17 protein-coding genes and 1 riboswitch are annotated in these 14185 nt (G+C 47.1%); all 17 genes read left to right on the top strand.

Translation table 11 applies throughout. The features are described from left to right. The first annotated feature begins 177 nt into the window (after positions 1-177). The 17 genes from ACSNJE_RS11485 (at position 178) to ACSNJE_RS11405 (ending at position 14158) form a co-directional block, all read left to right on the top strand. On the top strand, positions 178-669 hold the full coding sequence (locus ACSNJE_RS11485) for a rubrerythrin family protein (RefSeq protein ID WP_052216807.1): 492 nt from the start codon (positions 178-180) through the stop codon (positions 667-669). 98 nt (positions 670-767) lie between these two features. Continuing rightward, positions 768-1454: an N-acetylmuramoyl-L-alanine amidase family protein gene (locus ACSNJE_RS11480; RefSeq protein ID WP_495252705.1), complete on the top strand. Its 687-nt coding sequence runs from the start codon at positions 768-770 to the stop codon at positions 1452-1454. A gap of 76 nt (positions 1455-1530) precedes the next feature. Further along, entirely contained in the window at positions 1531-2436 is a 906-nt protein-coding gene (locus ACSNJE_RS11475; RefSeq protein WP_083436739.1) for a histidinol-phosphatase, read from the top strand. A 152-nt stretch (positions 2437-2588) separates the two neighbouring features. Then, the gene (locus tag ACSNJE_RS11470; protein ID WP_052216805.1) at positions 2589-3647 is read left to right on the top strand and encodes an HD-GYP domain-containing protein; all 1059 of its coding nucleotides are present in this window, start codon (positions 2589-2591) and stop codon (positions 3645-3647) included. 48 nt (positions 3648-3695) lie between these two features. Then, the gene (locus ACSNJE_RS11465) at positions 3696-4493 is read left to right on the top strand and encodes a DnaD domain-containing protein (protein WP_052216804.1); all 798 of its coding nucleotides are present in this window, start codon (positions 3696-3698) and stop codon (positions 4491-4493) included. 81 nt (positions 4494-4574) lie between these two features. Next, entirely contained in the window at positions 4575-5429 is an 855-nt protein-coding gene (locus ACSNJE_RS11460) for an ATP-binding protein (protein ID WP_474773012.1), read from the top strand. A gap of 180 nt (positions 5430-5609) precedes the next feature. Next, positions 5610-5793, top strand: a riboswitch (cobalamin riboswitch). A 103-nt stretch (positions 5794-5896) separates the two neighbouring features. Further along, on the top strand, positions 5897-7024 hold the full coding sequence (gene cbiD / locus ACSNJE_RS11455; RefSeq protein WP_495252704.1) for a cobalt-precorrin-5B (C(1))-methyltransferase CbiD: 1128 nt from the start codon (positions 5897-5899) through the stop codon (positions 7022-7024). Next, positions 7009-7662 (top strand): precorrin-6y C5,15-methyltransferase (decarboxylating) subunit CbiE, encoded by a 654-nt coding sequence (gene cbiE, locus ACSNJE_RS11450; RefSeq protein WP_474773014.1) that lies wholly within the window; start codon positions 7009-7011, stop codon positions 7660-7662. The genes cbiD and cbiE overlap by 16 nt, the downstream gene beginning before the upstream one ends. Beyond that, positions 7655-8260 (top strand): precorrin-6Y C5,15-methyltransferase (decarboxylating) subunit CbiT, encoded by a 606-nt coding sequence (cbiT, locus tag ACSNJE_RS11445; protein WP_495252703.1) that lies wholly within the window; start codon positions 7655-7657, stop codon positions 8258-8260. Before cbiE ends, cbiT begins: the two co-directional genes overlap by 8 nt. 20 nt (positions 8261-8280) lie before the next feature. Continuing rightward, entirely contained in the window at positions 8281-9000 is a 720-nt protein-coding gene (cobI, locus tag ACSNJE_RS11440) for a precorrin-2 C(20)-methyltransferase (RefSeq protein WP_495252702.1), read from the top strand. Beyond that, positions 9000-9755 carry a precorrin-4 C(11)-methyltransferase gene (gene cobM / locus ACSNJE_RS11435; RefSeq protein WP_495252701.1) on the top strand — a complete coding sequence of 252 codons (756 nt, stop codon included), beginning with the start codon at positions 9000-9002 and terminating at the stop codon, positions 9753-9755. Before cobI ends, cobM begins: the two co-directional genes overlap by 1 nt. Then, positions 9752-10828, top strand: a complete 1077-nt coding sequence (locus ACSNJE_RS11430) for a cobalt-precorrin 5A hydrolase (protein WP_495252700.1) — start codon at positions 9752-9754, stop codon at positions 10826-10828. Before cobM ends, ACSNJE_RS11430 begins: the two co-directional genes overlap by 4 nt. Positions 10829-10863: 35 nt before the next feature. After that, positions 10864-11553 carry a precorrin-3B C(17)-methyltransferase gene (cobJ, locus tag ACSNJE_RS11425; protein WP_052216830.1) on the top strand — a complete coding sequence of 230 codons (690 nt, stop codon included), beginning with the start codon at positions 10864-10866 and terminating at the stop codon, positions 11551-11553. Further along, positions 11550-12311, top strand: coding sequence for a precorrin-6A reductase (gene cobK / locus ACSNJE_RS11420; RefSeq protein ID WP_052216798.1), 762 nt, complete (start codon positions 11550-11552; stop codon positions 12309-12311). The genes cobJ and cobK overlap by 4 nt, the downstream gene beginning before the upstream one ends. Then, positions 12311-12676 (top strand): sirohydrochlorin chelatase, encoded by a 366-nt coding sequence (locus tag ACSNJE_RS11415; RefSeq protein WP_474773020.1) that lies wholly within the window; start codon positions 12311-12313, stop codon positions 12674-12676. Before cobK ends, ACSNJE_RS11415 begins: the two co-directional genes overlap by 1 nt. Position 12677: 1 nt before the next feature. Next, positions 12678-13310, top strand: coding sequence for a precorrin-8X methylmutase (locus ACSNJE_RS11410; protein WP_495252699.1), 633 nt, complete (start codon positions 12678-12680; stop codon positions 13308-13310). A 41-nt stretch (positions 13311-13351) separates the two neighbouring features. Continuing rightward, the gene (locus tag ACSNJE_RS11405) at positions 13352-14158 is read left to right on the top strand and encodes a Cof-type HAD-IIB family hydrolase (protein ID WP_052216795.1); all 807 of its coding nucleotides are present in this window, start codon (positions 13352-13354) and stop codon (positions 14156-14158) included. Positions 14159-14185: the final 27 nt, after the last annotated feature.

Here is a 14185-nt window from a genome sequence, read left to right as displayed (position 1 = left end):
GTGAGCCTTTAGGCTCAGCCTGTAACATGCCCTTATAGGGCTAGAGCAAACCACCCGCTGAGCGGGTGGTCATGATTGTGAATTTCTTATCAAATTGAAATAAGACAGTTTACTTTGCGGGTGGAACATGTTACCATAAACAAAAGGTCAAAGTAAAAAAGTGAAGGGGGAATCAGAATGAGTACAGAAAAAAATTTACAGGCAGCCTTTGCCGGTGAATCCCAGGCCAATCGTAAATACCTGGCTTTTGCCAAGAAAGCCGATGAAGAAGGTTATCCCGGCGTGGCCAAACTGTTCAGAGCTGCCGCTGAAGCAGAGACAATTCACGCCCACAGCCATCTGCGGGCTTTGGAGGGAATAAAATCTACTGCGGAAAACCTGCAGGCAGCCATTGACGGAGAAACTTACGAATTTACCGAAATGTATCCCGGTTTTATAAAAGAAGCTGATGCTGAAGGGGCCAAACAGGCAAAACGCTCCTTCGAACTGGCCAATGAAGCAGAAAAGGTACACGCTGAGCTTTATAAAAAGGCTTTGGCTTTGTTGGAGCAGAAGGCTGATACTGATTATTTTGTCTGTGAAGTTTGCGGCTATATTCATGAGGGCAGCGCTCCCGACAAATGCCCGGTATGCGGCGCTCCGTCAAATAAATTTAAAAATGTGGGTTAACGGGAAAAGCTTTACCGGCGCTTTGCGCCGGTAATTTAATGCTATTTAATTCGCATAAGGACTGATTTATTATGAGCTTTGTAAGGCGGACATTCCCGGTGTGGGTTGTCGGTGTTATTTTTCTTTTGTCTATTTGCAGGATTGGCTTAAATAAATACAGGGAATACGCTTGGCAGGAAGAAATGTATCACCGGGGAATAAAAAACAAGGTTATTGTAATTGACCCCGGCCATGGCGGGGCAGATCCCGGGGCCATGGTCGGCTCACTGAAGGAAGCAGATATTAACCTTAGCCTGGCCCGGGAACTGAAAAAGGAACTGGAAGGAATGGGAGCGAAAGCGGTACTGACAAGGGAGGAAAAGGGGCCGCTGGTGCCGGACAAGAAAATGAGTTACGTCCAGTGGATGGAAAACCTGCGGAGGAGAAGAGAATTTGCTCTTGAAGAGAAGGGCCATATATTAATAAGTATTCATAGCAACGCTAACAACAGCAAGCAGGCTTCGGGAGGCATAGTGTATTATACTCAATTCAACAAAAACAATATGAGACTGGCTTCCAATATCCAAGAGCAGTTGAACCTGTATTGGGGCGCTGATAACGACATGCTGGAAAAAGGATTGTCGGTCATAGCCTGGGACAAAATGCCCTCTGTTTTGGTGGAAACAGGCTTTCTGACGAACCCACGGGACCGGGAAGTACTGTCGAGTTATGCAGGAAGAAAAAAGTTAGCCCGGGCAATAGCAGTAGGAATAAAGCAGTATTGTGACGGATTACCGGAACAATAGCAAGAGCAGTAGGGAAATATAGCGGTGTTGCTTGAGGCATCGCTTTTTTTGCTGATTTTTCACAGGAGGAAGATGGATGGAAACAGAGAATATAAAAACGGCGGCAGATTTGAAATTATTCGGGGAGGGCTCAACTATTTACCTGGCTGATTATCACGTCCATCCCAATTATTCCATAGACGCAGACGACTATTCCATCGAAAACTATTGCGAAAAGGCCCTGGAAATAGGTTTAAAGGAAATATGTTTTACGACCCATTTTGAATGCGACCCGCAAAGGGCACATCTTGACTGGTTGGTCCGCTGCCGCGGTACCTTGGCGCCCATGACCGGGAACTGGCTGGACAGTTATTTTGAAGAAATTGTCCGGGCCCAGGATAAATATGCGCCGATGGGACTAAAGGTGAAGAACGGTTTGGAAGTGGGCTATGATTTGGGGTTGGAGGACGCCATAGCCAGGGTACTCAGGTATCCTTTTGATTTTGTTATCGGGTCTGTACATTGTGTAGATCACGTAGCCATTTCATCGGCCCGCGAGAGTTATAACTATTTTCCGGGAAAACAGTTGACAGATGTGGTGCGTAAGTATTTCACGACTTTACTGGAAGGGGTGAAGACAGGTCTTTTTGATGTTGTAGGGCACATGGACTTGTACAGGCGGCATGGATTGAAATTCTTCGGTATAGATGTGGAAAACGCCCACGAAGGTTTGGTGGAACCCGTGCTTGAGGAGATGGCTAAAAGAAATATTGGGATGGAAATAAATACGTCAAGCTTAAAGCATGGCCAGAATGAATTTTATCCGGGTAAAAAAATTCTTTTATTGGCAAAAGAATTCGGGGTTTCTGTATATACGACGGGCTCTGACAGTCATAGAATCAGTGAATTGGGCCGGGGTATTAAAGAGGCTGTGCTGCTGCTGGAGGGTATGGGATTAAAATTATCCACCTTTGAGCGGCGCTGTTCCAGTATTATCGAGTGATGTAACAAGATAAATGGCCACGGTAAATAATGTTTTAGAAAAAATCGGAATATTGGTACTTCTGAAAAGAATGGCAGGATTTTGCCACAACATGTAGAATTCAGTCATATTGGCAAAAGGTTTGTCAACTGTACATTGTTGGAGGGAAATCGATGAAACAATTAAAGGTTGACCAGTTAGAACCGGATATGATTCTTGCGGAATCGGTTTATTCTGCAAGTGGCAAAGTTCTGTTAGCGGAAGGCACCAAGTTGACCCCGGACCTTATAAAACGATTAATGGAAATGCAGGTTCCCCGGGTATGTGTCAATGATGAAAATACTATTCCTATTGACCCCAACGAAGTTTTAACCAACCGAGTACATACCCAGGCACTCAGAATTCTTGGAACTGTTATACCTGCCGACCTGTGTGGTTCCCGGCTGGAGGATGCGCAGTTTAGATACGAACTGGTAGCGGAGACAATTGCCAAGATAATGGAAACAAAAGAGGTACATGAGCTTTTTCTGGACTTGCGCACTATAGATGATGATACGCTGGACCATTCCATAACAGTATGCGTTTTGTCCCTTATCGTTGGCGCCGCGTTAAAATTTACGCCTGACCGGCTATATATGCTTGGCATTGGGGCAATGGTCCATGACATCGGGAAGAAAGCGGTTCCGCCTGAGATACTGGCCAAAAGAGAAGATTTGACGCCGCAGGAAACGCAAATGTTTCAGGCACACGTAAAAGAAGGCTACCGTATTTTGCGGGAACATGGGTTTGACGTACCCATAGCCAAGGTAGCATTATATCATCATGAAAGGTGGAACGGCAGCGGTTATGTAAACAGGCTGGCCGGCGATAATATCGACCTTTTTTCCCGGATAGTGCAAACAGCCGATGTTTATGATGATTTGATCAGAGGTCTCACGTACAAACAAAAGTACCTGCCTCATGAGGCCATGGAATATCTTTATGGCGCCGGAAATTTCTATTTTGATGTGCGGGTGGTAAAAGCCTTTACCAGCAGTATATCGGCCTATCCCCTGGGTAGTCTGGTCAAACTCAGCACCGGTGAAATCGGGGTAGTTGTGAACGTACAGAAAACTTCAGCGCCCAGGCCGATAGTCAAGATATGTTACGACAAAAACAATAACCGGCTCGACTATCCACGGCAGATAGACTTAAGCGAAGAAAAAACAATATTTATTACCAAGATTTTATAATTGTTAAATCGTTAAATAAATTTATGCGCTGGAAGGGAGTTTACATAGATGCGGTTAGGCGGAGAAAAAAAGGGGAACATTACTGCATCTTTCGGTAACGATCTGGTTTCCCAGGGTTATACGAGCATACCTAATTTGGTGTTAAAGTATTATTCCAAGATAGGCGTAACTGACAGCGAAATGATGCTGATTATTCAGCTTTTAAGGTTAAAATCCTTTGATAATAAGCCTTTTCCTTCCCTTGACCAGTTGGCGGAGTGTATGACCGGAGATTCCTTTAAATTAAAGAGCGACCTGGCCGGTTTGATAGAAAAAGAAATTATATCTGTCTGCTATTATTATGATGAAGAAACGGGCGACGTAATGTCTACCTATAGTTTGGAACCCTTATTTGAAAAGATCTCGGAGTTTTGGGCCTGTGAAAAAGTAAAAGGCCTGCAGCAGATGAAAAAGGCTTTAAAAGAAAAGGAATTAAAGGAGACAAGAAGTTCTACCACCATTGCCAAGACGGAATATGCCAAAGTCTGCAAGACCTTTGAAAAGGAGTTTGGCCGGCCTATGTCTCCTATGGAGCTGGAACAAATCGGTACCTGGTTGGAAGATTTTCACGGTTCTTCGGAATTGATTCTGGAGGCACTAAAAAGAGCCGTATTCATGGGCAAACATAATTTTAAATATATAGACAGTATTTTGCTGGAGTGGCAAAAAAATAATTTAAAAACTGTCAGAGCTGTTCTGGAATATGAAAATAACTTCCGGCAACGTCAGGCAAGTAAGGGAAAAAGGGGCAAACAGGGTGAAGCTGAGCAGAAAGCGAAGGATAAATTCCGTCTTTTATATCTTTGATTATGTCTCGCATGTTTCAATGCAAAAGAGAAATTTTTCACCAGTGTGTAGAATTGTCATTGTTTAAATAGGAGGATGTCAATGGACAAGGTTTATTCTGTCCTGGAGAATTTACGCAAACCTGGACAGGAAAAAAATATCAATCTACCAGGTAATGGAAGTGCTCCGGTCAACAATGTGCAGACAGGGGGGTGCCCCCTTTGCCATGACCGGGGTTTAATTATCTCTGAGAGCGGAGAGAGCGCTGTTCCCTGCCAGTGTATGAGACAGAGAAGTCTGCTGGCCAAAATTAAGAGCGCCAAGATAAGCCTTTCCATGCTGAAATGCAGCTTTAGCCAGTTCAACCCCAACTATTATGATAAAAATTCTTACGATAGTACCCGTGGGCGTTCTTATTACGAAAATGCGGCTATCGCTTATCGGCTGGCCAGGCAGTTTGTTGACAGGGCGCTGAAGGGGGAACGCCCGGACGGTATCATGTTTACCGGCAATGTGGGTAGTGGCAAGACATTCCTGGCCTGTTGTATCGCCAATGCTTTACTGGAGCATGGTGAAGAACTTTTATTTCTGGTTGTTCCGGACCTGCTTGATGAAATACGGGCAACTTATGACAATGGAGTTCACGATGTCACAGAACAGGAACTGCTGGACACGGCCCGGAAGGTAAAATATCTTATCCTGGATGACCTTGGTGCGCATAATTATACAGAATGGACCAGGAATAAACTTTACTCAATAATAAATTACAGGTTAAATAACCAACTCCCCACAGTTATAACAACTAATCTGGACCTGGCTGAACTGGAACAGCACCTGGGAGATCGGACCACTTCCCGCATAGTCCAATTGTGCCAGGTGGTGCGGTTGTTGGTTGATACTGATATCAGGATACAAAAGCGCAGGTCCAAAGACCAAAACACGGACAGAGAAATTTAGAATAAGAACAAAAGTTTCTGCCCAAACCTCAGGGATACTTTTGTTGATATCCGGAAATCATGCTTTGAGGTTATCCACAATTTTACCTCAAAGCATGTTTTCTTTGATATTCAAAAAATAATTACACTTTGGCAGGAATTTTTCTTTTGTGGTAGAACTTAATATTAAAATGTGTTTTCAATTTAATAGTCAGGAACAGGTGACTCTTTACGAGTTGAAAAGGGAAGTTTGGTGAGATTCCAACGCGGTCCCGCCACTGTAACAGGGAGAAACCTTGCATTTTGCCACTGAGCGGTTTGCCCGGGAAGGCGCAAGGGGACTATGAACTGTGAGCCAGGAGACCTGCCTGTTCCGGTCTGCCGTCAAACCTTCGAGTGAAAGGCTGGGAGACGAGATCAGAGTCTGTTTTTTTATCTGATCAGTTAATAACCTCAGTTGAAGGCTGGGGTTATTTTCGCTTATAGGGGGTGGGGGAAATAAGCAAAAAAAGCCACAACACCGCCCTGCGTTGCGGAATTACAACAGGAGCCTCGGCGGCTGCCGCGGCCGGCGCTGCAACAGCGCTGTTAAGCAGGGGAGAAAGGTTGGAGTTTTACAAGGTTGTAAACCCTACCGGCCAGGAATTGGTGGTTAAAATTAAATCGGTAAGGCTCGATGGGGACAAAGCTACTGGCATTGTGGTAAAAGACGGAGGAGATGATCCCGATACAACCCACGGGCTGGATATAGTGGCCGAAGTATCGTTTATCCCCGGCACCGGTGTGGAAATTACGTCCGGGCCAGGGGTAGGGACAGTGACAAAACCCGGGCTGCAGGTTCCGGTAGGACAGCCGGCCATCAATCCTGTGCCCAGGCAGATGATAACGGAGGCAGTAAAAAGGGAACTGCCGGAGGGCTTCGGAGCCAGGGTTTGCATTTCCATCCCTATGGGCGAGGAAGTAGCCAGAAGAACCCTTAACCCGAAACTTGGCATTGTCAATGGACTGTCTGTGCTGGGGACCACCGGGATTGTCGAACCCATGTCCGAAGACTCCTTTAAACGTTCATTGGCGCCCCAGATTTCCATAGCTAAAGCAAACGGTTTTAGAACGATATGCCTGACCCCTGGCCGGCTCGGCGAGAAGTGGGCTGTGGAAAAGCTGGGCTTGCCCGTTGACTGCGTGGCGCAGATGAGCAACTTTGTTGGCTACATGTTGGAAGTCTGCGTTAAAGAGGGAATTGAAGGCGTCATATTGGTTGGCCACCATAGCAAGCTTACCAAGATAGCGGCCGGCTGTTTTCATACCCATAACCGGGTGGCCGATGCCAGGCTGGAAACCCTGGCGGCTCATGCAGCTTTGATGGGAGCTTCCCGGCAGGTGGTGGATACATTGATGCGCAGTAACACGGCGGAGGAAGGTTACCAGGTATTGAAAGAAAACAATCTGCTGGGGGTTTTCAATTGCATCGCAGATGCTGCCAGCCGCCGGGCGGCAGAATATGTATACGGCGACCTGCAGGTGGGGACGGTTCTCTTTACCATGCAGGGTGATATTGTTGCTTATGATGCTAATGCCCGTGAATTAGGAAAGAAGTTGGGGTGGAAGATTTGTTAACGGTAGTTGGTGTGGGCCCGGGCAGCGAAAGCTATCTGACTCCCTTGGCCCGGCAGGTCATCGATGAGGCAGAGGTAATTGTTGCCGGAGAACGGTTGTTAGAAGCTTTTGCAGGCGAAGGGAAATCCACCTTTGTTATCAAAAACAATTTAGAGGATGTAGTGAACTTTATCAAGAAAAACTTAAAGGAAAAGAAAGTTGCCATTTTGGCTTCCGGCGACCCCGGCATGTACGGTATTCTAAATTTTCTGTTAAGGCATTTCTCTCCTGAACAGATGGAGGTCATTCCGGGTATTAGTTCTGTCCAGTTGGCCTGTGCTAGGCTGCGCATATCCTGGCATGATGCGGTGATTACCAGTGTGCATGGCCGGGAAATCAAGGGTCTGGTTGACCTGGTGCGCAACCACGATAAAGTTATTACCCTGACAGATTACCGGCTGACGCCGGCGGTGGTAGCGCAGGAACTGATAGTCGCCGGTGTGGTGGGCAAAAAGGTATGGGTGTGCCAAAACTTGTCATACAGTAATGAGTTTGTCCGTGAGTTTAGCCTGGAAAGCCTGGCCAAATCGCCGGGGTACCCGGGAAGTGTTATGGTGATAGTAAATTATGAGCATAAAGTTGGTGGTCCGGATGAATGAAAAAAGGTGGCCCTACAGTACGCCGGGAGTGGATGATGCACTTTTTGTCCGGGGCGATGTGCCGATGACAAAAAAAGAGGTCCGGGTTATTTCCTTGGCCCAGGCTAAAATACAACCAAACTCTATTATCTACGACATTGGGGCCGGTACCGGTTCTTTTACCGTAGAAGCGGCAATTTGTGCTCCGGAAGGCCGAGTTTATGCTATAGAAAAAGAGCAGGCCGGTATTGATTTGATTTCCCGCAATATAGATAAGTTTGGTTTAACAAATGTGGAAATAATCCACGGGACCGCTCCACAGGCACTGCACGGTCTGCCCAGGCCAGACGTGGTCTTTCTTGGCGGCAGCGGCGGAAACCTGCGGGAAATCTTAACAAGAATAACAGAGGTTTTGCTTCCCGGAGGCAGGTTAGTGGCTAATATACTGGTGTTGGAGCATTTGGCCGAATTGGTAAGTTTTTTGAAGGCCGGAAGTTTTACAGGAGTGGAAATTACCCAGGTTGCTGTTTCTAAGGCGGCTCCGCTGGGCATAAAACATATGTTCAAAGGCAGTAATCCAGTTTATGTGATTTCTGCCCGTAGGGATAGTTCCCAATAAAAACCGGAGAGGGGAAAACAATGGCAGGAAAACTTTACGGTTTGGGGGTAGGGCCGGGCGACCCCGAACTATTGACGCTCAAAGCCTGGCGGGTTTTACAAAGCGTCGATGTGCTGTGTGTACCGAAGTCAAGAGCTGAAAAAGAAAGCCTGGCATTATCCATTGTCAAAAAGGCTGTTGACAAACAGTTTGACATTCTGGAATTACTGTTTCCCATGTCTACCGACAATGAAGTTTTGGCCAGACACTGGGACCAAGCCGCCGTACAGGTAATAAGCGAACTGCGGAAAGGCAGGCAGGTAGCTTTTATTACTATTGGCGATCCCATGTTTTTCAGTACATACGCCTATTTATTGGAACGCATTAAAGGCAGCCACCCGGAAATCGAGGTAGAGACAATTCCGGGAGTGACGGCATTTGCCGCTTGTTCTGCCTTTATAAATGAAGCCCTAACGGAAGGCGAAGAAAAGCTAGCCGTTATTCCGGCAGCTTACGGCATAGAAGAGCTCAAAGAGATTGTCAAAAAATTTGAAAACATTGTTCTGATGAAGGTAAATAGAATTTATGATGAAGTGGTACAACTGCTGCGGGAGGAAAAACTGCTGGACAAAGCAGTTTTTGTAAGCAGGTGTGGTTATCCCGACCAGTTTTATACAACAGATTTGGAATCGTTAGTCGGCAAGGACAAGGACTATATGTCCATTATGATTATCAGGAAAGCAGGTTGGAGGAGATTATAATGAAAGTATATTTTATAGGCGCCGGGCCGGGCGACCCGGAACTGATTACTGTCAAAGGAGCTAAGGCCATAGAAAGCGCCGATGTAATCATCTACGCCGGTTCTCTTGTAAACAAGGAAATACTTAAATATGCGCGCCCGGAAGCCAAAATTTACAACAGCGCCCATATGAATCTCGACGAGGTTTTGGCGGTAATGAAAGAGGGCTGCCGCGAAGGAAAAATCATTGCCCGGGTGCACACCGGTGACCCCAGCATATACGGCGCAATACAGGAACAGATGGATGCTTTAAAGAATATGAATATACCTTACGAAGTGATCCCCGGCGTAAGTTCATTCGTCGCGGCAGCGGCTTCGTTGAAGCAGGAATACACGCTGCCCGATGTAACGCAAACAGTGATCCTGACCAGGCTGGAAGGAAGAACTGAAGTGCCGGAAAAAGAACGGCTGCGCAAATTAGCCCGTTACCGGGCGACAATGTGTATTTTCTTAAGCGTGCATGCTATTGAAGAGGTAGCAGAGGAATTAAAAGAAGGTTACCCGCCTGATACACCTGTAGTCGTAATTCAAAAGGCATCCTGGCCGGACGAGAGAATTGTCCGGGGGACCCTCGATGACATAGCCGGTAAGGTAAGGGAAGCCAATATCACCAAGACAGCCCTAATTATAGTCAGTGATGTCTTCCGGGGACAGTATGCCTTATCCAAATTGTATGACAAGAATTTCAGCCATGGTTACCGGGAGGGACAGAGTTGAAAGTTGCCGTAGTTGCATTGACCAAGCAAGGCATCCAAAAGGGGGCGGAAGTTGAAAAAGCCCTGACAAAACGCGGACACCAGGTTATGTTTTTCGTACCCGGTAAATACAGTCTTTTGAAGCTGCCCGGACACCGCAGCCCTTTCAGAAAACCGTTGCGTGACCTAATGGCTGAACTGATGCATGAATATGAAGCAATTGTTTGTATAATGGCCCTGGGCATCGTGGTGCGATTAATTGCTCCCCATCTGCAGGATAAGAGAACAGACCCGGCGGTAGTAGTGCTTGATGAAAAGGGATGCAATGTGATCAGCGTACTTTCGGGGCACTGGGGTGGGGCCAATGGCCTGACCAGCGAACTGGCGCGGGAAATGGGCGCTAACCCTGTTATCACAACGGCCACCGACGTTCAGGGGCTACCGGCTATTGAGATGATGGCCAAAGAAAAGGGATGGGCAGTGGGCGATTTTTCTCTTGTAAAAAAGGTCAATGCGGCTATAGTTAACTGTGCCCTTGTTCATCTCTATTGTGATGAAGAAATAAATACGTCCCTGCCGAAAAACGTCGTACAGTTTCCTGTGTATCAATTCAAACCCACTGAGGATGCGGGGGCACTCCGAGTGGTGGTAACCAACAGGTTTTTGCCGGGTAATTCAGATGATACATTGTTCCTGCGGCCAAAGAACCTGGTATTGGGCATCGGGTGCCGAAAAGGGGTCAGTAAAGCTGCTCTACGTGACGCGGTGATTGATGCGCTGGCAAAAGCCAATGTGGTTTTTGAAAGTGTGCGGGCCATTGCTTCGGTGGATTTGAAAGCGAAAGAACCGGCCTTGCTGGAACTGGCCGGGGAATGGAATATACCGGTGCAATTTTATTCCCCCGCTGAACTGCAGAAAGTCTTTAGTGGCAAGGAATCCGGGAAACTGACCAGGTCAGAATTTGTAAAAGAAAAGTTAGGAGTTGATGGAGTATGCGAACCGGCGGCTTTGTTGGAAACGGGCAATCAGGGCAAACTGATTTTGCCGAAAACCTCCGGGAAGGGTGTAACGGTGGCAATAGCAGAGGATATTTAGCAGTAATCGGTATCGGCCCCGGCGATTTGGATCAGATGAGTATAAAAGCATACCGCACACTGCAGCAAGTGGAAGTCATTGTCGGTTACAAGACTTATATAGACCTGGTAGCAGAACTGGTCAAAGGCAAGGAAGTAATAAGTTCCGGAATGATGAAAGAAGTAGACCGCTGCCAAAAGGCCATTGAAATAGCTTTGCAAAAACGGTCCGTGGCTGTTATTAGCAGCGGCGATCCCGGTATTTACGGTATGGCCGGCGTAGTCCTGGAATTAGCGCTGAAAATGGGTGTTCAGGAAGCAATTGATATTGAGATTATTCCCGGGATTACTTCTGCCAATGCTGCCGCGGCATCTTTGGGAGCGCCCTTAATGCATGATTTTGCCGTAATCAGTTTGAGCGACCTCTTGACACCCTGGAAGACAATAGTTCAGCGGCTGGAATATGCTGCTCAAGGAGATTTTGTTACGGTGTTATATAATCCCGTGAGTAAAAAGCGGACAGAACAGATTAAAGAGGCGCAGCGAATTTTTCTTAAATATAAACCGGGTAATACTCCTGTAGGCATTGTAAGAAATGCCAAACGGGGTAATGAAGAAGTAACCGTTTCTACCCTGGCCGAATTCCTCAAGCACCCTATCGATATGTTTACCGTTGTTTTAATTGGTAACAACAGAACCTTTAGCTCAGCAGAACTCATGATAACGCCCAGGGGCTACAGCTTATGATCTTACTGCTTGGGGGCACTCAGGAAGCGGGTGTACTGGCCGGAAGGCTTAAGGCTGCAGGCAAGCCTTTTATAACAACGGTTACATCCGATTACGGCATGCAATTAGCCAGGGAACAATCTGCGCAAGTGGTTCGGAAATGCCTGGACAGACAAAGCCTGGTGCAACTGATTAGAGATAAAGGGATTAATATCATCATTGACATCACCCATCCCTATGCCGAGGAAATATCCAAACTGGCTTCGGCTGTGGCCGAGGAAATGGGTATAGAGTATTACCGGTACGAAAGGCCCGCAGTGGTCGGCGGGGACCCTTTGGTGGAGAAAGTTGATTCTTATGAAGAAGCCGCTGTAAAGGCGGTTCAATTGGCTTTCAAGAACAAAGGAAACATTTTTCTAACTATCGGAAGTAAAAGACTTGTGCCTTTTGTGGCGGAAGCCCAAAAACTCGGGGTGCGGGTGGTAGCCCGGGTTTTACCCGATGCCGATGTTCTCAGACAGGTTTTTGCCCTGGGGTTGACGCCAAAAGATGTAATTGCCGTTTTAGGGCCTTTTAGCCATAGTTTAAATAAAGCCATGTTTGAGGATTACGGGGCCGGGGTGGTGGTTACAAAAGACGCCGGTTCCGTCGGAGGGGCTGACACAAAGATATCGGCCGCCCTGGAACTGGGTATTCCCGTTCTGGTAATAAAAAGGCCTGAAACGCTGGGGAAAAATGTTTTTACGGTGATTGATGAAATATTAAGGAGGGTAATTTAATGGACAGAGGGATTATCATCCTGGGCCACGGCAGCAAGGCCCCGGAAGCATTGGAGACCTTAAAGAAAATAGCGGAAATGGTCAGGGTAAGCCTGGGTGACGGTATTGTGGAAATAGCATCACTGCAGTTCAACAAGCCTGACCTGCCGGAAGCCATACAAACTGTGATAGCCAAAGGGGCGCGAAAAGTCATCATCTTACCGCTGTTTCTGTATAACGGAATACATATGCAGGAAGATATTCCGGCAGTAATTGCCGAACAAAAAGACAAGAACCCGGGCGTAGAAATAGTGCTTGCCAAAAACCTGGGCGCCGACGACCGGATTGTCGGTGTACTCCTGGACCGGATTAAGGAGGTATCCTGAGGTGGATTTTGTCAGGGACCCGATTGATATTGAAAAAACGAGCATGCAGATAATCGAAAACAGTCTCCCTTTTCTGAGGAAGATGCCGGAAGGAGAACGGGCAATTATCAGGCGTATTGTCCATACTACCGGCGATTTAAGCTGCCCTGAATTAATAAAGATAAGTCCCGATGCCGTTGAGGCCGGGCTTAAAGCTATCCGGGCCGGAAGGCCTGTAGTTACCGATGTGCATATGCTGCAGGCGGGAATAAATTCGCGGAAGCTGGCCCGGTTTAACATGACCACGTACTGTTTTATCAAAGACCCCATTGTCATTGAAGAGGCCAAAAGAACCGGTGAGACCAGGGCGATGGTGGCCATGAAAATGAAAGCGGAACTGCTTGACGGAGCGATTGTCGCCATAGGCAATGCACCTACAGCCTTGTTTACTTTATGCGAGATTATCAAGCAGGATAAAATAAAACCGGCCCTGGTAGTAGGTACGCCAGTTGGGTTCGTGGGGGCCAGGGAATCCAAGGAAGAACTGATGAACACCCCTGTTCCATATATTACCATGATCGGTACGAGGGGCGGCAGCACTATTGCTGTGGCGGCAATAAACGCGCTATTAAATCTGGCGGAAGAAATATTTTAAGGTCCTCGACCGGTTTAGAAATTGACTGCGGGGTTAAGAAAATGAAGGACCTAAGAAAATATAAATTAATAGTTTCCGATCTGGACGGCACAATTTTTGACCAAACTTACACCCTGGCTGCCGAATTGAAAGAAGCGGTTATAAAAGCGCGCGGCAGGGGCTGTGAGTTTACTTTTGCCACGGGCCGGCTCTATCCATCGGCAGTTCAGTATGCCAGGGAACTGGGGCTAAAGGTGCCTTTAATCACCTATAACGGCGCTTTGATCAGAAACCCCGTTACCGATGAAACGATGATGGAAGTACCTCTGCCGAAAGGCAAAGCGGGAGAAATTGTTGAATTAACTGAAGGGCAGCCTGTGATGCGGTTTATTTTCAGGGATGATATTGTTTTTACCGATACAGAAGAGGTTTTTACGCGGCCTTATGCTGACGCTTTGGGCGTGAAATTTGTTTATGTCAGGCGTCTTGCTTCCGTATTGGATAAGGACCCGATTATGATAACATTAAGAGCGGAGCCGGAAGAAATAAAAAAATGGACAACCATATTCAGGGACCGTTTTGCGGGCCAACTTTATTTAGCCAATTCCCGCCCTTTTTTCCTGGATGTAGCTCACCCCAAGGTTTCGAAGGGTTTTGCCGTGGCAGAACTGTGCCGGGTAATGGGGATAAGCCCCGCGGAGACTATAGCCATTGGTGATGAAGCAAATGACGTGGAGATGATGGAGCGGGCCGGGCTGGGAGTAGCAGTAGGCAATGCGGCGGCAGGGGCGAAAAGATATGCCGATTACGTGGCCAAGGGTAAATACTGGCGGGGAGTAATTGAGGTTATAGAAAAGTTCGTCCTGTAACCTGTACTTCCGGATTAGCAGTGCCCG

The sequence above is a fragment of the Thermincola sp. GK-1 genome, assembly GCF_059412445.1.
Note: the sequence above shows the minus strand (reverse complement) of the source record. Positions and strands in the feature narration are given on the sequence as shown.

Coding starts and splice junctions, on each gene's coding strand:
- ACSNJE_RS11475 (WP_083436739.1), top strand. CDS start 1,531: ATGGAAACAGAGAATATAAAAACGGCGGCAGATTTGAAATTATTCGGG.
- cobM (WP_495252701.1), top strand. CDS start 9,000: ATGAAAGTATATTTTATAGGCGCCGGGCCGGGCGACCCGGAACTGATT.
- ACSNJE_RS11485 (WP_052216807.1), top strand. CDS start 178: ATGAGTACAGAAAAAAATTTACAGGCAGCCTTTGCCGGTGAATCCCAG.
- ACSNJE_RS11470 (WP_052216805.1), top strand. CDS start 2,589: ATGAAACAATTAAAGGTTGACCAGTTAGAACCGGATATGATTCTTGCG.
- cobJ (WP_052216830.1), top strand. CDS start 10,864: ATGAGTATAAAAGCATACCGCACACTGCAGCAAGTGGAAGTCATTGTC.
- ACSNJE_RS11405 (WP_052216795.1), top strand. CDS start 13,352: ATGAAGGACCTAAGAAAATATAAATTAATAGTTTCCGATCTGGACGGC.
- ACSNJE_RS11465 (WP_052216804.1), top strand. CDS start 3,696: ATGCGGTTAGGCGGAGAAAAAAAGGGGAACATTACTGCATCTTTCGGT.
- cobI (WP_495252702.1), top strand. CDS start 8,281: ATGGCAGGAAAACTTTACGGTTTGGGGGTAGGGCCGGGCGACCCCGAA.
- cobK (WP_052216798.1), top strand. CDS start 11,550: ATGATCTTACTGCTTGGGGGCACTCAGGAAGCGGGTGTACTGGCCGGA.
- cbiT (WP_495252703.1), top strand. CDS start 7,655: ATGAATGAAAAAAGGTGGCCCTACAGTACGCCGGGAGTGGATGATGCA.
- ACSNJE_RS11460 (WP_474773012.1), top strand. CDS start 4,575: ATGGACAAGGTTTATTCTGTCCTGGAGAATTTACGCAAACCTGGACAG.
- ACSNJE_RS11415 (WP_474773020.1), top strand. CDS start 12,311: ATGGACAGAGGGATTATCATCCTGGGCCACGGCAGCAAGGCCCCGGAA.